The 19,955-nt window shown below is 67.3% G+C and carries 16 protein-coding genes; 11 read left to right on the top strand and 5 right to left on the bottom strand.

Features of this window, described 5'->3' with window-relative positions:
• Positions 1–91 precede the first annotated feature (91 nt).
• From DB354_RS09300 to DB354_RS09285, 4 genes are all read left to right on the top strand, one after another.
• Positions 92–367, top strand: coding sequence for a hypothetical protein (locus tag DB354_RS09300; RefSeq protein ID WP_107835252.1), 276 nt, complete (start codon positions 92–94; stop codon positions 365–367).
• 25 nt (positions 368–392) lie between these two features.
• On the top strand, positions 393–1,016 hold the full coding sequence (locus tag DB354_RS09295) for a YceI family protein (protein WP_107835250.1): 624 nt from the start codon (positions 393–395) through the stop codon (positions 1,014–1,016).
• Between the two features lie 274 nt (positions 1,017–1,290).
• The gene (locus tag DB354_RS09290) at positions 1,291–2,073 is read left to right on the top strand and encodes a hypothetical protein (RefSeq protein WP_107835248.1); all 783 of its coding nucleotides are present in this window, start codon (positions 1,291–1,293) and stop codon (positions 2,071–2,073) included.
• Positions 2,074–2,320: 247 nt separating this feature from the next.
• A complete protein-coding gene (locus tag DB354_RS09285) occupies positions 2,321–3,403 on the top strand; it encodes a class I SAM-dependent methyltransferase (RefSeq protein ID WP_107835246.1) in 1,083 nt (360 codons plus the stop codon).
• Between the two features lie 127 nt (positions 3,404–3,530).
• Here DB354_RS09285 and DB354_RS09280 read toward each other — a convergent pair whose 3' ends face one another.
• Positions 3,531–4,499 (bottom strand): hypothetical protein, encoded by a 969-nt coding sequence (locus DB354_RS09280; protein WP_107835244.1) that lies wholly within the window; start codon positions 4,497–4,499, stop codon positions 3,531–3,533.
• 227 nt (positions 4,500–4,726) lie between these two features.
• Between DB354_RS09280 and DB354_RS09275 the strand changes: the two genes are divergently transcribed.
• The 3 genes from DB354_RS09275 (at position 4,727) to DB354_RS09265 (ending at position 8,961) form a co-directional block, all read left to right on the top strand.
• Positions 4,727–5,902, top strand: coding sequence for an Sb-PDE family phosphodiesterase (locus DB354_RS09275; RefSeq protein ID WP_107835242.1), 1,176 nt, complete (start codon positions 4,727–4,729; stop codon positions 5,900–5,902).
• Between the two features lie 108 nt (positions 5,903–6,010).
• Complete coding sequence (locus tag DB354_RS09270; RefSeq protein WP_199226822.1) at positions 6,011–7,189, top strand: glycoside hydrolase family 88 protein; 1,179 nt, start codon at positions 6,011–6,013, stop codon at positions 7,187–7,189.
• 131 nt (positions 7,190–7,320) lie between these two features.
• Positions 7,321–8,961 carry a bifunctional UDP-sugar hydrolase/5'-nucleotidase gene (locus DB354_RS09265; protein WP_107835239.1) on the top strand — a complete coding sequence of 547 codons (1,641 nt, stop codon included), beginning with the start codon at positions 7,321–7,323 and terminating at the stop codon, positions 8,959–8,961.
• A gap of 21 nt (positions 8,962–8,982) precedes the next feature.
• Here DB354_RS09265 and DB354_RS09260 read toward each other — a convergent pair whose 3' ends face one another.
• On the bottom strand, positions 8,983–9,360 hold the full coding sequence (locus tag DB354_RS09260) for a pyridoxamine 5'-phosphate oxidase family protein (RefSeq protein ID WP_107835237.1): 378 nt from the start codon (positions 9,358–9,360) through the stop codon (positions 8,983–8,985).
• Between the two features lie 148 nt (positions 9,361–9,508).
• Here DB354_RS09260 and raiA point away from each other — a divergent pair, with 148 nt between their 5' ends.
• A complete protein-coding gene (raiA, locus tag DB354_RS09255; protein ID WP_158277452.1) occupies positions 9,509–9,913 on the top strand; it encodes a ribosome-associated translation inhibitor RaiA in 405 nt (134 codons plus the stop codon).
• A gap of 258 nt (positions 9,914–10,171) precedes the next feature.
• On the opposite strand, the gene DB354_RS09250 is transcribed toward raiA, so the two are convergent.
• Together DB354_RS09250 and DB354_RS09245 are read right to left on the bottom strand one after the other, a co-directional pair.
• On the bottom strand, positions 10,172–10,864 hold the full coding sequence (locus DB354_RS09250; protein WP_158277451.1) for a GDSL-type esterase/lipase family protein: 693 nt from the start codon (positions 10,862–10,864) through the stop codon (positions 10,172–10,174).
• A gap of 79 nt (positions 10,865–10,943) precedes the next feature.
• Complete coding sequence (locus DB354_RS09245; RefSeq protein WP_146180168.1) at positions 10,944–11,792, bottom strand: hypothetical protein; 849 nt, start codon at positions 11,790–11,792, stop codon at positions 10,944–10,946.
• Positions 11,793–11,991: 199 nt separating this feature from the next.
• Here DB354_RS09245 and DB354_RS09240 point away from each other — a divergent pair, with 199 nt between their 5' ends.
• Positions 11,992–15,249, top strand: coding sequence for a PAS domain S-box protein (locus tag DB354_RS09240; protein WP_107835230.1), 3,258 nt, complete (start codon positions 11,992–11,994; stop codon positions 15,247–15,249).
• 60 nt (positions 15,250–15,309) lie between these two features.
• Here DB354_RS09240 and DB354_RS09235 read toward each other — a convergent pair whose 3' ends face one another.
• A complete protein-coding gene (locus DB354_RS09235) occupies positions 15,310–16,344 on the bottom strand; it encodes a LacI family DNA-binding transcriptional regulator (RefSeq protein ID WP_107835228.1) in 1,035 nt (344 codons plus the stop codon).
• A 136-nt stretch (positions 16,345–16,480) separates the two neighbouring features.
• Between DB354_RS09235 and DB354_RS09230 the strand changes: the two genes are divergently transcribed.
• Together DB354_RS09230 and DB354_RS09220 are read left to right on the top strand one after the other, a co-directional pair.
• A complete protein-coding gene (locus tag DB354_RS09230) occupies positions 16,481–18,016 on the top strand; it encodes a glycoside hydrolase family 28 protein (protein ID WP_107835226.1) in 1,536 nt (511 codons plus the stop codon).
• A 303-nt stretch (positions 18,017–18,319) separates the two neighbouring features.
• Positions 18,320–19,813, top strand: coding sequence for a Gfo/Idh/MocA family oxidoreductase (locus DB354_RS09220; RefSeq protein ID WP_107835224.1), 1,494 nt, complete (start codon positions 18,320–18,322; stop codon positions 19,811–19,813).
• The last annotated feature ends 142 nt before the right edge of the window (positions 19,814–19,955 follow it).

Here is a 19,955-nt window from a genome sequence, read left to right as displayed (position 1 = left end):
ACTCCTCCGCCAGTGGGCCATGCGCGGCTTGCATGGCCGCGAGGCGGTCTGCGCAGTAGGCAGATCCGCTGGCCGCCGGTACACTGGCGGCATGTTCAGCTCCCGCCGCTTCATCCGCAGCCTCCGGCTCGCCGCCCTCGTGATCCTCCTCGCGGGGGTCGCGACGTGGTTCGCCACGGGCCGGCATGTGGGCTGGACGCAGACGAGCCGCGTCACCCTGCGTCAGGATGAGGTTACCGGCATCGAATACCCCTTGCGCGAAGACACCTTCGTGGCCGGCCTCGAAATTCCCGCCGGCGCCGCCGTGGCAGCGTTGGTCCTTGCCGGCGCCAGCCTGCTGCTCCGCCGCCGCCCCACCCACGCCTGATCCGCAACCGTTCTCCTTTCCCATCATGACCACCCGAATCCACCTCCTCGTCGCGGCGTTTGCCGTGGCCGCCGTCTCCGCCTCCGCCGCTCCCCGCGCCTTCGATTTCAAGGACCCGAAGGGCGTGAACAACGTCCAGTTCAAGCTCGACGCTCCCCTGGAGTCGATCAGCGGCACGGGCACCGGCATCAGCGGCACCGTTAGCTTCGATCCCACCAATCCCGGCGCGACCACGGGCCGCATCGTCCTCGACGCCGCGTCGCTCACGGTCGGCAACCCGGTCATGCGCGAGCACCTCCACAGCGACAACTGGCTCGCGGTGGCGAAGCACCCGACGATCACCTTCGAGGCGACCCGCCTCGCGAACGTCCGCCAGAACGGCAACCAGACCCAGGCCGACGTCACCGGCACGCTCACCGTCAAGGGCGTCAGCAAGGAAGTCACCGTGCCCGTCACGCTGACCTACCTCGCCGACAAGCTCGGTGCGCGCGTCAACGACCCGAAGGTGAAGGGCGACCTGCTCGTCCTACGCGCGACGTTCACGATCAACCGCGCCGACTACGGCATCCAGGCGGGCGAGTACACCGACAAGGTGTCCGAGGAAATCCAACTCTCGCTTGCCATCGCCGGCGCGGCACCCGCCGCCTGAGCCAGCGCCGCCGCGCGCGATCCCCATTCCCCCCACACCCAACAGCCCGCCCCGGTTCGCCGGCGGCGGGCTGCCTTGTTTTTGGCAACGTGCATTCGACGGCGCGGATACGATGCGGCTGCCGTCTCGGATCCGGAACGGCCGAATCCCAGAAACAGACCTGTGCAAGCCGGCCGTCCAAGACGCATGCGCTCATTACTTGCTTTCAGTCAGCATTTTGAATTGGCTACGTGCGCATGGAATGCGCCGTGCTAAGGGCGCATTTCCTTTTCACATGCACCTCCTCCGCCTTCTCCTCCTGCTTGGCGCCGCCTGTGCCGCCAGCTCCGCCCTCACCGCCGCGCCGTTCCGGCTTTTCGAGATCGGGGTGACCCGCTTCCTGCGGGACGACTCCGGTCAGGGGCACTTCCAAAGCGGCCGACTGGCCGCGAACGGCACGCTCACGATCGACAGCGACAACCCCTCCCCGTTGATCGCCGTCCCGGCGTCAGCGCTCGGGAAGATCGTCGTGTTCACCGAGGCGTGGTTTGCGTACGGGCAGCTGGGAGCCGAGGCTCGCGCCAATTTCCGCCTCGCGGGTGGCGGCACTCCGATCGAGGTCGGCAACCTGCTCTACTATGAGGTCGAACCGGACCCGCAGGCTCAGCTCGCCACCGGTGACGTGGTCAACCTGTCCAGCCGCGGCGCGGTCGCGCCCGGGCTCACGCCGTCGCTGATCGGCGGCTTCGTGATCACCGGACAGCCGCGCCGGGTGTTGATTCGCGCAGTCGGGCCGACCCTCGCCCAACTCAACGTGCCCAACCCGCTCGCCGACCCGGTGCTCGCGGTGTTTCGCGGCCAGACGAAGCTCTTCGAGAATGACAACTGGGGCACGCAGCCGGAAGCCGACGCGATCGCGCAAATCGGCGGCCAGCTCGGCGCGTTTGCGCTGCCCCGCACCAGCAAAGACGCCGTGCTGTTGTTGACGCTCCCGCCCGGCGAGTACACCGCGACCGTCGCGACGCCCAGCCCAACCGCCGGCGGCGAAGCGTTGCTAGAAATCTACGTCGTGCCCTGACCGGGGTCGCCGGCGGCGGCCATCCCCAGAGCCGAAGCGGAGGGCACAACCCGCCGGTGCCCAACCGAGAATTCGTTTCCGGCTAACGCCCGTCGTTGCGCAACTTATTGCCGCAATCTAACCGGTTATTGTTAGGTAAACTTACATTAGCCACCGCCCGCGGGATTTTCGAGGTGGGGCCGACCGGGTACGCCATCAATAGCAATTTCTCATTGCCGAAAGACATCCTAGATACTGAAACGCGGTTGTGATTTGTCCGATATGCGCGGCGGTCGGTGAGTTTCGGCGCGTCGATGCGCGCGAGATGATGTTTGGTTGGCGGGAAGTCTTCTCCTACGCGGAGTGCCCGCACTGCGGCAGCTTGCATCTGCTCACGGTACCGGCGGACTTGGGACGGTTTTACCCGAGACAATACTATTCGCTCGCGGCGCCGGCCCGCCCAAAGCGTAAAGGCACCGGTGTGCGCGGTCAGTTTGCCCGCTGGCTGCTGGCGTCGCGCTCGGGCATCGCAGAGCGCGCGAGCCGTCTGCTCGTACGAAAGTACCCCTTCCTGCGTTGGCTGCGGTTGTGCAGCGCGAGCACCAAGGCCGCGGTGCTCGATGTGGGCTGCGGGAGCGGCGGGCTGCTCTACCGGATGCGTCGTTGGGGCTTCTCCAATCTTCGCGGAGTCGATCCCTTCACCGGCAACACCGTGCGCGAGCCCGGCCTAGTCGTGGAACGGGCGGAGCTGGCCCAAGTCGAGGCGACGTTCGACGTCATCATGTTCAATCACGTGCTCGAACACGTGGCCGATCCGCTCGCGACCCTGACCCTCGCGCGCGCCAAACTCCGCCCCGGCGGCGCAATCCTCGTGCGCATCCCGGTCGCTGGAAGTCACCTGGCTCAACGCTTCGGCGCCAACTGGTTCAACCTCGATGCGCCGCGCCACCTCGCCATTCCCTCGCGGCGTGGCATGACCATCCTCGCGGAGCGAGCCGGGCTCGATCTCGTTCACGCGGAATACGACGGCGACGAGAAGTCGATCATCATGAGCGAGCGCTACGCGCGCGACGTGCCCATGATCGCGCCCGAAATGGACCTGGACCGTCAAGGTCGACGGGCCAAAGTCCGACTCGCACGGCAACTCAACCGGACCGGCGACGGCGACCTCGGCGTCTTTGTCCTTCGTCGCCCGTCCGCGGCGCCAGCCCCGGATGGCGAAACCTGCGCAAGGAATGGCACCCTCCTTAGCAGAGAACAAACGCCGCCCTCCGGCCCCGCAGGTGAGTCGCTCCTCGGGCGCAGCCAGGTGGAAGCCGAAGCGGCGCAATCGCCGAGGACGCCGCGGTAGGACCGATCTGACGGATTAGGAAGACCTAAGCGCTCGGCCGCTATGACCGCTTCCTGCCGCGGTTCCTAGGTGCACCCCTATATTTCCGCATTCTGCATTCATCATTCCGCATTAGCGCAGCGCAGGCCTACTCGGCGACGAGCTCCTTCGGATTAATCTCGAAGAGCAGCGGGAAGAACATGGGCGAGTCGACCCAGCGCTGGGAACCGGACTCGCCAACGGCCCAAAGGGCATCCCCGACGTGCGCCAGGTCCTCGATGCCCCCAGGCATGCCGTACTTCCGCATCACGCGCCCCGTGCTCGTATCGATCCGGTAGAGCCAGCCCGACTTCTGCACGCTCGCGCTGATCCACACGCGCCCTTCGGCATCCACCGCCGCGCCCTGGGCGAGCACTGGTAACGGAATCTGCAGGCGGGCGTCACGCGGTTGGAGCGGCTCCTCGGCGCCGGCGCGAAAAATGCGGGCGAGCGGCACCGCGAACAACTCGGGGTGGGCCTCCGGCTCGCGCACGAACAGGCCGAACCAGAGCGCGCCGTCGCCAAATGCGAGGAACGACGGCCCCATCTTCCGATTCACCTCGCGGCGTCCGGTCACGACCGCATGCCCCTCCGCCAGGGAACGGGCCACATCCACGCGGAGCAGCACGCCGAGATCGGCCACGTACAAGGCCTCGGCGTCGGCCGCCAAGCCGCCGGCGTGATGAATTTCCTCGGGCAGATCGAACTGCCCCGTGACGGCGCCATTGGTGGGATCGACCTGGAACACCATACAGGGACGGTGCGCCTGCTTCTTTTCCCCGATGTCGTAGTACCCCGACACCAGGAAGCGCCCGCCCAACGTCGTCAGCCCCTGCGGGATGTAGCCGGCATCGAGGCCCGGGGCCCAGATGCGCAGGCCGAACGCCTGGTCGTTCGGCACTTCCTTCACCCGGCGCCGCGTGTAGCCCGGGCGGGTTCCCAGGATGGGCTCGGCCGCACCGGCCACGCCAACCACAAATGCCAGCACGGCCAACAAGGCGCAGCGACGGCACGAGGCAACGGTGAGGCGCGGGGCGCGGCGCGCAGAGGACGACAGCAAGGCAATCGGGTGCATCATGGCGAAATTTCAGCCCGCCCCCCCGGGGACAGCTCCCGGCGCCAGGCTTTCGGTCCCTGTGAAAAGCCGGCCGCCTGGAGCCAGGAGCCGAAATTGGCTGCGGGCAAAGCGTGTGCCCGGACACTGCCGGCGGCCTGGGCGTTGGCGAGCGTTGTATTTTATGCGCATAGGCATTTTTGCAGCTCAGAGCTGGCACGGTCGCCGCCAAAGGCGTCTCATTCCTGCCCATGAGCAGACCCCTTCCGCTTTCCTGCGCCCGCCGCTGCCGCGCGCGCCACCTTCTTCTCACGGTCGTCGCCCTGACGGGCGCGTCCGCCCTTCTTGCCGCGCCGGCGGAACCGCGCCCTGCGAGCTTTCGCAACCCCGCCGGGTACGAGGTGCTGAAATGCGATTTTCACATTCACACCGTCTTCTCCGACGGCCAGGTCTGGCCCACGACGCGCGTCGCCGAGGCCGCTCGTGACGGGCTCGACGCGATCGCCATTACCGATCACCGCGAGAAGCAGCGCTTCAGCGCCGACGTCACCACGGCGGCCGACGCCAACCGCTCCGCCACGCTCGCCCTCGAGGCGGCCAAGGCGAACAAGGTGATCGTCATCCGCGGCACCGAGATCACCCGCTCGATGCCCCCGGGCCACGGCAACGCCATCTTCGCGAAGGACGCCGCCGCGCTCTACAAGGAGGAGCCGATCGACGCCTACCGGGCGGCCCGCGCGCAGGACTGCTTCGTCTTCTGGAATCATCCGCACTGGATCGTGCAGGCACATGACGGCGTCGCGCGGCTGTCCGACCTCCACCGCCAGCTCCTCAAGGAGGGCCTGCTGCAGGGCATCGAGATCGTGAACGAGGACACCTACTCCGACGAGGCCCTGCAGATCGCGCTCGACCACAACCTCACGATCCTCGGCAACAGCGACATTCACAGCATCACCGCCTGGGTGTACGAGGGCAGCCACCGGCCCACCAACCTGGTCTTCGTCAAGGAGCGCAGCGAAGCCGGCATCAAGGATGCCCTCGTGAACCGGCGCACCGTCGTCTGGTTTGCGAACACGCTCGTCGGCCGCCCCGAGTGGCTGGAGCCGCTCCTCGGCGTCTCGATCGTGTCCAAGTCCGCCCACTACGCGGTGCTGGCCCGGACGGGCAAGCCGGTTGTCACCTCGGTCCTCAACGTGGAGCTCGAGAACACCAGCGACGTGGACTTCATCCTGCAGAACCGCAGCGCGTACACGCTCCACGAAAACGCGGACGTGCTCACGCTCCCGCGGCACAGCACCAAGCTCGTTCAGGTGAAGACGGTCAAACACCTGCCCGAGGTCGTCCTCACCTTTGAGGTCCTCAACGCGGTCACGGCCCCCGGCAAGCATGGCAGCGTCACGCTCACGGTGCAGCCCAAGGCCCCGTAAGCACTCACGCCCTGCGGCGCCGCGATTACCCGTCGGCGCCGCTTAACGATAGCAACACCCCGCCCATTGCGCGGGGTCGCGCCGGCGGATTCCCTGGCGGGACCTGCCATGAGATTTCCTCTTCGCGCCGTCGTTACCCTCGCCCTGCTCTTTGTCCTGCGCCCGGTCTGGGCCGCCGCGCCGCTGCGCGAGCTGATCAAGGACAACCTCGAGTTCGCCGCGGCGCAGTACACCCAGATGCTCGCGCAGCTCGAACGCCAGCCCGGCCTGCCGCGCACGTGGGAGAACGGCCAGCTCGTGGTGACGAAGTTCGACAACTGGACCAGCGGCTTCTTCCCGGGCTCGCTCTGGTACCTGTTCGAGGGCACGGGCGACACGCGCTGGCGCGAGGCGGCGGAGCGCTACACCGCGCTGGTTGAGCCGGCCAAGGACCTGAAGCGCACGCACGACCTCGGGTTCATGCTTTATTGCAGCTTCGGCAACGGCCTGCGCCTCACCAACGATCCCCGCTACCGCGCGGTGCTCCTCACCGGCGCCGCCTCGCTCGCCACGCGCTTCAATCCCACAGTTGGCGCCATCCGTTCCTGGGACCACGGCACCTGGCAGTACCCCGTCATCATCGACAACATGATGAACCTCGAACTGCTCACCTGGGCTGCCAACGCCGGCAAGGAGCCCCGCTTCCGCGCCATCGCGCTCGCCCACGCGGACACCACCTTGCGCAACCACTTCCGGCCGGACGCCAGCAGCTTCCATGTGGTCGACTACGATGTCACCACCGGCAAAGTCCGCGGCCGCGGCACGCACCAGGGCTTCGCCGACGACTCGAGCTGGGCGCGGGGCCAGGCGTGGGGGCTCTATGGCTACACAATGATGTACCGCGAAACGAAGCGGCCGGAGTACCTCGCACAGGCGGTACGCATCGCCGACTTTTTCCTCAACCACCCGCGCCTGCCGGCGGACAAGATCCCGTACTGGGACTTCGACGCGCCCGACATTCCGCGCGCGCCGCGCGACGTCTCCGCCGCCGCGATCACCTGCTCGGCGTTGTTGGAACTCGCCCGATACGTGGAGCCCGGGCCGGCCGCGACGTACAAGGCGGCCGCGCTCGAGCAGCTCCGCGCCATGTCCTCGCCCGCCTACCGCGCCCCGCTGGGCGGCAACGGCTGCTTCCTGCTGATGCACGCGACCGGCCACAAGCCGAAGAACTCGGAAATCGATGTGCCGCTCGCCTACGCCGACTACTATTTTCTCGAGGCGCTGCTGCGCGCGAAGGCGCTGGAGTGAGGCTGACGGATCGAGAGCAAGAGTAAGAGAAAGAGTAGGAGCAAGATAGGGCGGGGACGCGACACCGCCCCCCGGCACCCCGGGGGCGCGGCTTGCGAACGGGAGCGGGGCGGTTCTCATTGCCGGCTTCCATGCCCGCTTCGCTCCCGCTTTCCCGCCGCCTCCTGACGCTCCTCGCGCTGGTCTTTGCCGGGACCGCGCTCGCCGCGCCCGAACGCACCCAAGTCACGCTGCTCGCCACGACCGACACCCACGGCCGGATCTACCCTGTCGACTATTACGCGAACAAGCCGGCCGACCTCGGCCTGGCGAAGATCGCCACGCTCGTTGCCCAAGTCCGCAAGGAGTCGCGCCACGTCCTGCTGCTCGACTGCGGCGACACCATCCAGGGCACGCCGCTCGCGTATTTTCACAACCGTAAGAACAACACGCCGCCCGACCCGATGATGCTCGTGATGAACTCGCTGGGCTACGTTTCGATGACGCCCGGCAACCACGAGTACAATTTTGGCCTCGGTGTGCTCGAGAAGGCGCGGCGGGAGGCCAGCTTCCCCTGGGTCTCGGCCAACACGTACCGCGTAGGCACTGACGAGACTGCCTTCCAGCCGTACGTCGTGCGCGAGATCGGCGGCGTGCGCATCGGCATTCTCGGGCTGACCACGCCCGCCATCCCGAATTGGGAGAACCCCGAGAATTACGCCGGCCTCGAATTTCGTCCGCTGGTCAGCGAAGCCAAAAAGTGGGTTCCGCGGCTGCGCGAGGGCGAAAAAGTCGACGCCGTCGTGATCGCAGTGCACTGCGGCCTCGACGAGGATCTCGCCACCGGCCGCCGCCGGCCCGGGGACTTTGACGGCGAGAACGCCGCGCTCAGCATCGCCCGCGAGGTGCCGGGGGTGGACGTGATGTTCCTGGGGCATTCGCACCGCGACATTCCCGCGCTCGTGGTCAACGGCGTGCTCCTCTGCCAGGCTGGCCGCTGGGCCGACCACCTCGCGCGCGTGGAGCTGACTTTCTCCCGGGAAGACGGCGGCGCCTGGTCCGTGCTGGCCCGGGACGCCCGCTCGCTCGCCACCGGGCCGGAGGTTGCGGCCGATTCCGCGGTGCTCGCGCTCGCGGCGCCGTATCACGCCGAAACCGAGGCGTGGCTCAGCCGCGCCATTGGCCATTGCGCGCAGCCGCTTTCCGCCGCCAGCGGCCACTTCGAGGACACCGCGCTGCTTGATCTCGTGCACCGCGCCCAGCTCGAGGCGGGCAAGGCCGACGTCTCGCTCGCGGCCAACTTCAATCCCCGTGCGCGCATCCCGGCCGGCCCCGTGACGGTCCGCGACCTGGCCGGCATCTACATTTACGAGAACACGCTCTACGTGATCGAGGTGACGGGCGCGCAGCTCAAGGCCGCGCTCGAGCACGCCGCGCGTTATTTCCTACCGTACGAGGCGGGCAAGACGCCCGCGCAGCTCGTCGACCCCAACATTCCGGGCTACGCGTTCGATATCGCCGAAGGCGTCTCCTACGAAATCGACCTGCGCCGGCCGCCGGGCGATCGCATCCTCAATCTCACCTTCCAGGGCGCGCCGCTCGACCCCGCGCGCAAGCTCCGCCTCGCCACGAATAACTACCGGTACAATGGCGGCGGCGGGTACACGATGTTCAAGGGCGCAAAGGTCCTCGACCGCTCGAGCACCGAGATCCGCGACCTCATGATCGGCTGGGTGGAGCGGCACCACGAGATCCCCGCGGAGCCGACGCGGAACTGGAAGCTGCTGTACTGAGCGCGGGGACGCCGGCGCGAATCAGGCGATCCGCTCCGCGCCGCTGTAGATCTCGTCCACGTGGAGCACCGCGGCGGCGACGCCGGGATACTCGGGCTTGTTCCAGCTCTTCATGTCCGCGAACAGCGGCCCCGAGGTGTGGTACGAGAAGTGGCCCTTGAGCTGGTACGCCTTGCGCTCCTTGGTGATGAACAGCAGTGAGCCCAGGCTCCCGGCGTGGATATTGGCCCGCGTCTTGTGGAAATAATTGTCGGCAATGACGATCGTGCCGTTGCCCGGCTCACGCACGCTGCCGGCGTAAATGGAGTTCGGCACGCCGGCGGCGTCGACCGTCGTAAGGATCACCACGCCCTCGCGCTCGGCGAAGGCTTTGCACACCACGTCAGGAAGGGAGTTCATCGAAGCCGCCGAGTGCAGCTGAGCCGCTGGGGCGGGGCAAGCGCCGGCACGCGGGCGCAACCGCCAGCGGCCGGCATTACCGTCCGGCTGGAATTGGCCGAAGCCTTTTCCAGTGAACAAAGTATGGGGGTGTGACGTCTTTCCCTCTGTGAACAACCCAACGTCCTCCTCAACGGCCGGAGTCCCCTCGAGCTCCGGAGATATCATCGTGCGCGGCGTCCACCTGGAGATCACCCCGGCCCTGCGCGCCGCGGCGGAGAAAAAGGCCGCGCGACTGTTGGTGCACCACCAGCGTATCCTGCGCATCCGGCTCGACCTGGAATTCCGGCCGGCGAAGGACCTGGCCGAACGCTTCGTCGCGACCGGGCGGATCGAGATCAGCGGACCCGACCTGATTGCGCACGTGGCGAGTGACGAGATGTACAAGTCGATCGACCTGCTCGTCGCGAAACTCGACCGCATGCTGATCGAGCGCACGCGCTCCCGCGTCAACCAGCGCAACGACCGGCCCGAAGGCACGGAATTCCACGACAAGCTCGGCACGCCGGAGTAAGCCGATCGCCGCACGCGCGCCCGAGAGCTTCGGGCGCCAACCTCAGGGCCGGAATCCCCCGGCCCTTTTTCGCGTCCGCGAGATCGAGTGATCCGACCGATCAGACCGATCTGAAGGCGGGTCACAGAGGTCACCGAGTTCCGAGGAGGGCACCGAGGATTGGATGTCCTGAACGCACCACGCACCTCCGGCTTCTGGCTTCGGGCCTCCGGCTTCCGCCCTCTGGCCTCCGACTTCCGGCTTCAGCCTTTCAGTCCTTCAGCCTTTTCGGACCGCGCGCCACTCTTCCTCCACGATCGGGAACAGAATTTTGCGCCACTCGGCGTAGCCGTCGGCGTTCAGGTGCAGCATGTCCTTCACGTAGTACTTCGGCTGCGGCTGGCCATTCGCATCCATCAGGTACGAGGTCGTGTCGACGTACCGGACCCAGGCATGGTCTTTCGTCCACGCCTGCAATCGGCGGTTCATTTCCAGGATCTGGGGCGTCTCGGTGATGCGGCGCGGGGACACCTTCACGGAGTTGATGATCACCCGCGTGACCGGGAACCGCTGGTGGACCTTTTCGAGGACACCCACGTAATCAGCCATCGCCTCGTCGACGGTGAGCTTGGCGTTGATATCGTTTCCGCCGGTGTAGAGCACCAGCAGCTTCGGCTCATGCCGCGCGATGACGGTCTCGAAGTGAACCATCAGGTCGTTCGCGACGCTGCCGCCGAAGCCGCGGTTGAGCACGGGCAGGCCGGGGAAGTCGGCCGCGAGCGTTTTCCAGAGGCGGATGCTCGAACTCCCCGTGAAGACGATCCCGCCCTTCTCGGGAGCCTGCGCGGCAAACGCCGTAATTTCCTTCGCGTAGCGTTGCGGGTCCGGCCGCGGCGTCGGTGCGCCCTCCGCGCGGACGAGCGACACACCCAACAGGGCCAGGAGTAACCAGGAAAGAAAACGGGGCTTCATGGTCTCCATCACGCCACGCCTTGAACCGCGCGCAACGCCGATCTCGTGGGGGGCGCCGCCCGCCAGCGCCCCGCCTGGCTCAGGGCTTCGCCGCCGGAGGTGCCGCCTCCAGGTCGATGTTCGAGAGGGTGATCCGCCCCTCCTTCACCTCCCAGATTTCCTTTTCTCCGGTCATCACCAGGAACGGCAGTTTCTCCTGCAGCGACAGGAACACGTGCGTCTCCAGCGGCCGCGGTGAGACGATGTGGCTCATGAAGAGCATGGCCTCCGCCGCGTGCTCGCCCTCAGGCCGGTTCAACGTGAGGCAGGACGCGAACAACTGATCCACCTGCTTCACCGTTTCGCCATTCGCGGTCACCATGACGCGATAGTGGCCGCCGACCGGAATCTCCTCAGGTTTCATTTTCGGCCGCAGGACGTAAACGATCAGCCCGTCGCCGCTCGGATCATCCAGCACCACCACGTTCGACCGGCCCGGGCACTGGGGTCGACCCGCCAATGCTTTCGTAGCCGTGAACAGGCGCTTCGCCCGCGCGAGCTGCGACACCGTCAACGCTCGCCGCTCCGGGACCATGAGCCGCGGCTTCACGTTTTTCTCAAACACCACGTCGTAGGCTGCCTCCTGGCCGCCTCCCTCGGCGGCGCGCAGGAAACGCACGAGCGCCGAATGCGGTGCCGTTTCCACAACCCAGCCGGAAACCTTCTCCTTTTGGAGCGTCGTCTTCGGCACCTGGGCAAGCATCACGTCGGTTGCGACCCACGCCAGGCGATCGTGCTCATAAATGGCGCGCCCCAGCCGGCCTGCGGTGTCCAAGTCGAAATCGCGAATCGCCGCGCGCTCCTCCGTATCGGCGGCGCCGCCGTGATTCGCGGCCACGCCCAGTATCACCAGCAGCAAGAGAAACCGGCGCACGAGGGGAGCATGCACGCCGGCTGGTTTGTCAGCGCCTATCCCGCGGCACAAGCCCTCCCTCGCCCCTTCGTGGCAGACCTCATCAGACTCCGAGCCCGCTTGGGGGGCCCGCCCGCGGCCCGTGAGCCACCGCAAAGAGATTAGCCGACGGGCCGATATCACCCTTGGCTTGGGCACAACCAGGCACAACATTCCGGCTCAGCCCCACCCCGCCATGCCGCCTCCCACGTCAGCGCGCGCGCCTTCGCGTATTTCGGGCAATCTCTGGCTCGCGCTCGGCGCGAGCCTTATCATCACCCTGCTGATCGTCGCCGCCGCCTTCGTCTACCACGGCAAACGTGAGAACCTCCGGCGAACGATCTGGCGCGAGCTCGACACTCTCGCCGACTTCACGGTCCGGCGCGTCGTCGAGTGGCGCGCAGAGCGGCTGAACGATGGCCGGTTCCTAATGCGGACTCCCGCCGTCGCCGGGGCAATCGCCGAGTTGGTGAAGGCGCCGGATGATCCCGCACGGCGCCACGCCGCGCTCGAACTGCTGGAGCCGATGCGGGCCGGCACCCGCTACCAGTCGGTGCTGATCTTCGGGCCCGGCCGGCGCAACGTTTTCGCCATTCCGAGTGATGGGGATGCGGGCGACCCCGAATTGCTGGCCAACGTGGCCCACGCCTTTGGCCAGGGCGATCTGCGTCTCACGGACATGAGCCGCACCGATGCGAACCGCCCGATCTACATGGATCTGATCGTACCGGTGTTCGCCGGCGGACGCACGGTATCATCGGTCGACACGGAATCGCGGGCGCGCCCGATCGCGGTGATCGTGCTGCGGATCAACCCCGAGCAGGTCCTCTTCCCGCTGCTGCGGGACTGGCCCACCAGCAGCGCCACCGGCACGGCGGCGCTCGCCCGCCGCGAGGGCAACGAGATGGTGATCCTGAACACGCCGCGCAACCAGACCGAGCCGCCGATGTCGCTGCGGCTCCGGATCGACAACGAGAAGCTGCCGATGACCAAGGCCGCGGCCGGCTACATCGGGGTCTATGAGGGCGTCGATTACCGCGGCATACCGGTTGTGTCGACCATTCGCCATGTACCCGAGGCGGGCTGGTATATCCTCGCCAAGATGGATCGCGCCGAAGCCTACGCCGGCATTCGCCGCGAGGACCTCACCGCCGCGGTCGCCGCCACGGTGCTCCTCGGCTGTTTCGCCGGTGGTCTCGTGGTGTTCTGGCGCATGCAACAGCAGCGGGTCCTGCGGCACACGCTTGGCGTGGAGCAGGACGCGCGCCGCGTCGCCGAGCGTCTGGCGCTGGTCACGCGCTACGCGAATGACTGTATCCTGCTGATGGATGACAGACTGCGGATCCTTGAGGCGAACGACTGCGCGCTCGCCACGTACGGTTACTCGCTCGCGGAGTTCCAGGCCATGACCGGGGTGGATCTCTCGCCCCCGGAACTGCGGGAAAGCCTCCAACTCGAGTACGACCAGTTGCGGGCGAGCGGCTCCGCGCGCCTCGAAACGCTGCACCAGCGCAAGGACGGCACGTTCTTCCCGGTTGAGCTCAGCCTGCGCTACGCGGAACTGCATGACGGCACCTACGTGCTCGCGGTGGTGCGCGACATCACCGACCGCAAACATGCGGAGGTCGAACTCGTACGCGCCAACCGCGCGTTGCGCACGATCAGTGAATGCAACCAGGTCCTCGTGCGCGCCACCGAGGAGGGCAACCTGCTCCAGCAGATCTGCAAGCAGGTCGTCGAGTTCGGCGGCTACAGCATGGCCTGGGTCGGCTACGTCAGCGACACTCCCGACCGCACCGTGAGCGTCGTGGCCCAGGAGGGCGTGGCTCCCGAATACCTGAAGCGCCTGCGCATCACGGCCACCGACGACGAGCGGGGCCGCGGTCCCACGGGCACCTGCATCCGCAACGGCGAAGTCGCCGTCTGCCGCAACATGCTCGACGAGCCGCGGTTCGCGCCCTGGCGCGAGCTCGCCCTCCAGCGCGGCTTCCACTCGTCCATCGCCCTGCCCCTCCGCCGGGAGGGCCAGACATTCGGCGCGCTCAACATCTACTCCGGCGACGTCGACGCCTTCCACCCCGACGAAACCAAGCTCCTGCTTGAGCTCGCCGACGACCTCGCCTACGGGATCACGTCCCTGCGGAGCCGGGACGAGCGGCGGCGCGCGAATGCGAACCTGCGCGAGAGCGAGGAACGCTTTCGCATGCTGTTCGAGAGCAACATGGACGCGGTCCTGCTCGCCACGCCCGACGGTCGCTACCTGGCCGCAAATCCCGCCGCCTCCCAGCTCTTCGGGCTCACTGCCGCGGAAATCTGCGCCGCAGGACGCGCCGGCCTGATCGATCACACGGACCCGCGGGGACCAGCCCTCGTGGCGGAACGCGCCCGCACCGGACGCGCCCGGGGCGAGGTCCGGTTCCTGCGTCGCGACGGCTCCGCCTTCGAAGCCGAGGTTTCGACCGTCATGTTCACCGAGCACAGTGGCCAGCGTCGCTGCAGCCTGATCATTCGGGACATCACCCAGCAGAGGCGCACGGAACAGGCGCTGCGCGAGAGCGAGGATCGGTTTCGCCAGGCGGTGGAGACCGCTCCCGATGCGATTTTCGTCCAGGCCGGAGGCCGTTTCGCCTACCTGAATCCCGCCGCACAACGACTCTTCGGCGCGGCCGACGCCTCCACCCTCATTGGCCGCTCCGTGCTCGAACGCTTCGCCCCCGAGCTGCACGAAGTCATCCAGGAGCGCATCGCGCAGCTGCTCGTGAACCGAACGCCGGTCGGCCAGATGGAGGAGACATGGTTGCGGCTCGACGACACCTCGGTGGATGTCGAGGTCTCGGCGGTGCCTTTCACGTACGAGGGCGAGGATGGTGCGCTCGTGTTCGCCCGCGACGTGACCCAGCGTAAGGCCGCTGAAAATGCAATTCGCGAGAGCGAAGAGCGGCTGCGGCTGTTCATCGAGCACGCCCCGGCGGCCCTCGCGATGTTTGATCGCGACATGTGCTACATCAACGCCAGCCGCCGCTGGAAACAGGACTACCGCCTCGGCGACCAGGAGCTGCGGGGAGCCTGCCACTACGATATCTTCCCGGAAATCACCGCTGCGTGGCGCGAGGTGCATCGCCGCGGCCTCGCCGGCGAAATCATCCGCCAAGAAGAGGACCGCTTCGATCGCGCCGACGGCTCCGTGCAGTGGCTGCGCTGGGAGGTGCGCCCGTGGCGCGACGCCCTCGGCGACGTCGGCGGCATCGTGATCTTCACCGAGGACATCACCGAACGGAAACAGGCGGAGACGACGCTCGCCGCGCAGGTGGACGAACTGCAGCGCTGGCACCAGGCCACCTTCGGCCGCGAGAGCCGCGTGCTCGAACTCAAGCGCGAGGTGAACGAGCTGCTCCGCGCCAGCGGGGCGCCAACCCGATACCCGAGCGCCGACCAGGAAGGTGCCGTCAGTTGAAGCCGGCGCGCCACGCCGGAGTCCGCCCGCGCGCCGCTCGTCGGGCGGAAGGCCGCGCGGCTACACCGATGCCCGCAACACGGTTTGCGGCGGCACGAAGATCTCGGCGGGATTGAGCCGCCGCTGGGTCATGAGCTGGAAGAGCTGCATCACCACCTGCTCCACGATCTTGTCGCTGGCCGGGCCGACACACGTCAGCGGCGGATCAAAAAACTCCGCCGGATCGAGGTCGCCTACCCCGACGACCGACACGTCGCGGGGAATGGCGCGGCCACTGCCGCGGATCGCCTGATACGCCCCCAGCGCCAGCGAGTCCGTCACCGCGAACAGCGCGTCGCAGCCGCGGTTCGCCTCCAGATGGGTCCGCACTGCGGTCGCGCCGCCGGACGGCGTGAAGTCGGGCGCCGTGGCGCGGGCTGGTTCACGGCCCATCCGCGACCGGATGGTGGCGCAAAAGGACTCAGCGCGCTCCGAGGTGCTCTGCGTCAGCAGCGCGGGAACCAGCACGACTGGCGCCTTGCGCCCCGCACCCAGCAGGATCTCCGCCGCGCGCCGGCCGATCTCGCCCGGCGTATCGAGCACGCAGGAGTAGTTCGCCAGCTGGCGGCCGAGCACCACCACCGGGTACGGCAACGACGCCCCGGTAAGGAACGCGTCGTCGGCCGGCAGGGTGTTGGTGATGATCAAGCCGTTGAAGCGACTGGCATTGAGCAACCCCGGCATCTCGCGCAGCCGCCCGGCGTGAAACATGTCGATCGAAACCGAGAACTGCCGCGTCGGCCCGGACTTGGCATCCACCGTGCGCTGCAGCTGCCGCAGCACCCGGCTGACCAGTGAAAGCGGCGCTTCAAAGGTGGTAAGGATGCCCAGCTCGAGGTGGCGGACCTCCGGGTCGTGCGCCTGCAGCCGCCGCGCGGCCACGTTGGGGACGTATCCCAGGTCGCGGATGGCCTGCCGGATCCGCTCCACCGTCGCCGCCGCCAGTCGGCGCTCCTCATGGCGGTTGGCCAGGACCGTCGACACCGCCGCCGCCGAAACGCCGACGTGCTGGGCGATCGTGTGTACCGTCACCGGAGAGCTTTTGCCGCGAGCCATGCCGGACAGGTATCACCGGCCGCGCGCTCCGGGGCAAGGTCGGAGCCGGAGGGACCCGCGACCGCCCCAGCGCAGGCGACGATGAGCGCAACGGCGCTTTTGCTGACAACGGGAAGCCTTCGTGCAGTTTCGACGCATGACCCCGTTGCTCCGCCTCCGCTGGTTTGTCGCCCTCAGTTGCCTCGCCGCGGGCCTCGCCTCCGCCGCGCCCGACCCGATCGCGCCCGTGCGCGCGCCCTTCCCCTTCCCGGCGCTGGAGCGCCCTGCCTTTGGCGACCGCGTGATGAACATCGTCGACTTCGGAGCGGTGCCGGGCGGCGAAATCAAGAACACCGCCGCGTTCGCCAAGGCCATCGCCGCGTGCGCGGAGGCTGGCGGCGGCCGCGTGCTCGTGCCGGCCGGACGCTGGCTCACCGGGCCGATCCATCTCCGCAGCAATATCGAACTGCATCTCGCACAAGATGCCGAGGTGGTGTTCAGCGATGTGTTCGAGGACTACCTGCCCGTCGTGCTCGTCCGCGTGGGCGGCATCGACGTGTACAACTACTCGCCGCTCATTTACGCGCGCGGCTGCACCAACGTCGGCATCACCGGCCCGGGCCGGCTCAACGGCAACGCCAAGGCTTGGTGGGCCTGGGCGAAGAAGGAGACCCGGAAGCATTTCGAGGCCGGCGCGAAAGGCGTGCCTGTTGCGCAACGCATCTTCGGCACCGTCGAGGCGGCCATGCGCCCGAGCTTCGTGGTCTTCCACGGGTGCCGCAACGTGCTGATGGAGGGTTTTACGATCGGCGGCGGGCCCAACTGGACAATCCACCCGATCTATTCGGAGAACATCATCATCCGACGCGTGCACGTCCTCACCGACGGCCCCAACAACGACGGCATCGATCCCGACTCCTGCCGCAACGTCCTCATCGAGCACTGCGTGTTCGACACCGGCGACGACTGCGTCGTCCTCAAGTCCGGCTACAACGAGGACGGTTGGCGCGTCGGCCGCCCGACCGAGAACGTCGTCATGCGCTGGTGCTCCTCGAAGCGCGGCCACGGCGGCCTGGTCATCGGCAGCGAGATGTCAGGCGACGTGCGCAACGTCTACCTGCACAACTGCGAATTCGAAGGGACCGACCGCGCGGTGCGCATCAAATCGCGCCAGGACCGGGGCGGGATCGTCGAGAACGTCTGGGCGGAGAACCTCCGCGTAAAGGACCTGAAGTACGAGGTCGTGATCATAAACATGGACTACGGCGCGGACCGTAACCAGCCCGTCGGCGCGAAGGCCCCGCGCTTTCGCAACATCCATGTCCGGCGCGTCACCGGCTCCGGCGCCCCCACCGCAATCCGGCTTCAAGGTTCGGCGGACTCCTATCTCGAGAACCTCAGCTTCTCCTCGATCGAGGTGAACTCGACCGCCGGCGTCGTCGCCAATTACGTCAAGCAGGTCGCCTTCGAACACGTCGCCATCACGCCGACGAAAGGCCCGGTGTACGCGCTGAATCACGCGCAGGACATCATCCTTCACGGCATCACCTCCCCCGCGACCGATGTCTTCATGACCGTGGCCGGCGTCGACTCCCGCGGCATCCGCATCGAGGAGAGCGATCTTCGCCTCGCCAAGAAGCCTTACACCTTGGCCGATGGCGTCGCCGCCGACGCCGTCCGCATCGCCGACTGAGCGCCCCCCCGCCCCCCTCTTTCTCTTCCTCTTACTCTTTCTCTTACTCTTTCTCTCGAGGGATTGAGGCTGCGCCGGCCTTTTCGTAGCCGGCGCCCTCGGGCTCGGGCTCGGGCTCGGGCTCGGGCTCGGGCTCGGGCTCGGGCTCGGGCTCGTTCTCGTTCTCGGGCTCGGGCTCTCGGTCTGGATCGAGGCCGGAGGAGTATGAGAAAGAGGAAGAGTAAGAGAAAGAGGCGGCGGGGTTACCGCCCCCCCGCCGCCCCGCGAATCTCCCACCCCGGCCCGCGCGTCTTGCGGGGGAGCATGTCATCCCCAATCTCCACCCCTATCGACCGCCGCACGTTCGTGAAATCCGTCTCCGCCACCGGGCTCGGGCTCGCCGCCCTGGGCACCAGCTTCGCCACCGAATCCGTCGCCAGCGTCACGGGCCCGCGGCGCAAACGCTACGCCATCGTCGGCGTCGGCGGCCGCCACACGATGTACCAGGATGCGATTGAGAAGACCTACGCGGCGCACGCGGAACTTGTCGGTATCTGCGACCTGAATCCGGGCCGCCTCGAACTCGCCCGCATCCGCTCGCAGGCCAATGGCGCCCCGCCGCCGCCCGCCTACGCCGCCGCCGACTTCGAACGGATGATCGCCGAAATGAAGCCCGAGTTCGTGATCGTCACGACCGTCGACGCCACGCACGACGGCTACATTGTCCGCGCGATGGAGCTGGGCTGTGACGCCATCTCCGAGAAGCCGATGACGACCGACGCCGCGAAGTGCCAGCGAATCATCGATGCCACCAAGCGCACCGGCCGCCACCTGCGGGTCACGTTCAACTACCGTTACTCCCCGCCCCGCACGCAGGTGAAGGACCTCCTCATGAGCGGCGCGATCGGCAACATCCTGTCCGTCGACTTTCACTGGATGCTGAACACGCACCACGGCGCCGACTACTTCCGCCGCTGGCACGGCGAGAAGAAGAACTCGGGCGGACTCATGATTCACAAGGCCAGCCACCACTTCGACCTCGTGAACTGGTGGCTCGGGGCGTCGCCCGTGCAGGTCTTCGCCACCGGCAAGCGCGAGTTCTACACGGAGCAGACGGCCAGGCGCTTCGGGCTCAAGGGCGCGCACCAGCGCTGCCACACCTGCCCGGAAAAGGACAAGTGCGGCTTCTTCTTCGACCTCGCCGCCAACCGGAACCTGAAGGCGATGTACCTCGACCAGGAGAAGTACGACGGCTACTTCCGCGACCAATGCGTGTGGAATCCGCGCATCGACATCGAGGATACGATGAACGTGCTGGTGAACTACGACACCAACGCGACGCTCGCCTACTCGCTCAACGCGTTCAACGCGTGGGAGGGCTACCACGTCGTCTTCAACGGCACCCTCGGCCGACTTGAGCACTCGATCGTCGAGCAGATCTACGTCAACGGCACTGACACCGTGCAGGGCGGCATCGCGGAGAATGGCGTCTCGACCCGCGTCATCCCGTTGCGCGGCGCGCCCGAGATCATCAAGCCCTGGACGGGCACGGGAGGCCATGGCGGCGGCGACAAGGTCATGCTCGATGAGATCTTCCTGCCCGACGTGCCGGCCGACAAATACCGCCGCGCTTCCGACGAACGCGCGGGCGCGATGTCCTGCCTCGTGGGCATCGCCGCCAACCAGTGTTTCAAGACCAACCTCCCGGTGCGCATCCAGGACCTCGTCACCGGGCTGGAGAAGCCGGAGTACGCGCCGATGCCCAACCGCGTCGACCCGCTCCCCATGCCCCGCGCCAACCCGCCCGCGCGCACCTAGGCGCGACTCTGGCCCGGCCGGCGCGCGACGGCGCCACGCTTGCCGCGGACTGCCATTGCGAGTCCGACCGATCGGACCGATCCGCGTGATCCGACCGATCAGTCGGATCGATCGGTTCGATCGGATCAGCCCTCCGTCTTCG

This window comes from Opitutus sp. ER46, from assembly GCF_003054705.1.
Lineage (GTDB): Bacteria > Verrucomicrobiota > Verrucomicrobiia > Opitutales > Opitutaceae > ER46.
The sequence above is the reverse complement of the archived record's forward strand: the minus strand, read 5'-3'. Positions and strand labels throughout refer to the sequence as shown.

Excerpts from the sequence above, each read along its gene's own strand:
- DB354_RS09240 (WP_107835230.1), top strand. The coding sequence starts at position 11,992 with ATGCCGCCTCCCACGTCAGCGCGCGCGCCTTCGCGTATTTCGGGCAAT.
- DB354_RS09220 (WP_107835224.1), top strand. The coding sequence starts at position 18,320 with ATGTCATCCCCAATCTCCACCCCTATCGACCGCCGCACGTTCGTGAAA.
- DB354_RS09250 (WP_158277451.1), bottom strand. The coding sequence starts at position 10,864 with ATGAAGCCCCGTTTTCTTTCCTGGTTACTCCTGGCCCTGTTGGGTGTG.
- DB354_RS09270 (WP_199226822.1), top strand. The coding sequence starts at position 6,011 with ATGAGATTTCCTCTTCGCGCCGTCGTTACCCTCGCCCTGCTCTTTGTC.
- DB354_RS09275 (WP_107835242.1), top strand. The coding sequence starts at position 4,727 with ATGAGCAGACCCCTTCCGCTTTCCTGCGCCCGCCGCTGCCGCGCGCGC.
- DB354_RS09265 (WP_107835239.1), top strand. The coding sequence starts at position 7,321 with ATGCCCGCTTCGCTCCCGCTTTCCCGCCGCCTCCTGACGCTCCTCGCG.
- DB354_RS09235 (WP_107835228.1), bottom strand. The coding sequence starts at position 16,344 with ATGGCTCGCGGCAAAAGCTCTCCGGTGACGGTACACACGATCGCCCAG.
- DB354_RS09295 (WP_107835250.1), top strand. The coding sequence starts at position 393 with ATGACCACCCGAATCCACCTCCTCGTCGCGGCGTTTGCCGTGGCCGCC.
- DB354_RS09230 (WP_107835226.1), top strand. The coding sequence starts at position 16,481 with ATGACCCCGTTGCTCCGCCTCCGCTGGTTTGTCGCCCTCAGTTGCCTC.
- DB354_RS09280 (WP_107835244.1), bottom strand. The coding sequence starts at position 4,499 with ATGATGCACCCGATTGCCTTGCTGTCGTCCTCTGCGCGCCGCGCCCCG.
- DB354_RS09260 (WP_107835237.1), bottom strand. The coding sequence starts at position 9,360 with ATGAACTCCCTTCCTGACGTGGTGTGCAAAGCCTTCGCCGAGCGCGAG.
- DB354_RS09290 (WP_107835248.1), top strand. The coding sequence starts at position 1,291 with ATGCACCTCCTCCGCCTTCTCCTCCTGCTTGGCGCCGCCTGTGCCGCC.
- DB354_RS09300 (WP_107835252.1), top strand. The coding sequence starts at position 92 with ATGTTCAGCTCCCGCCGCTTCATCCGCAGCCTCCGGCTCGCCGCCCTC.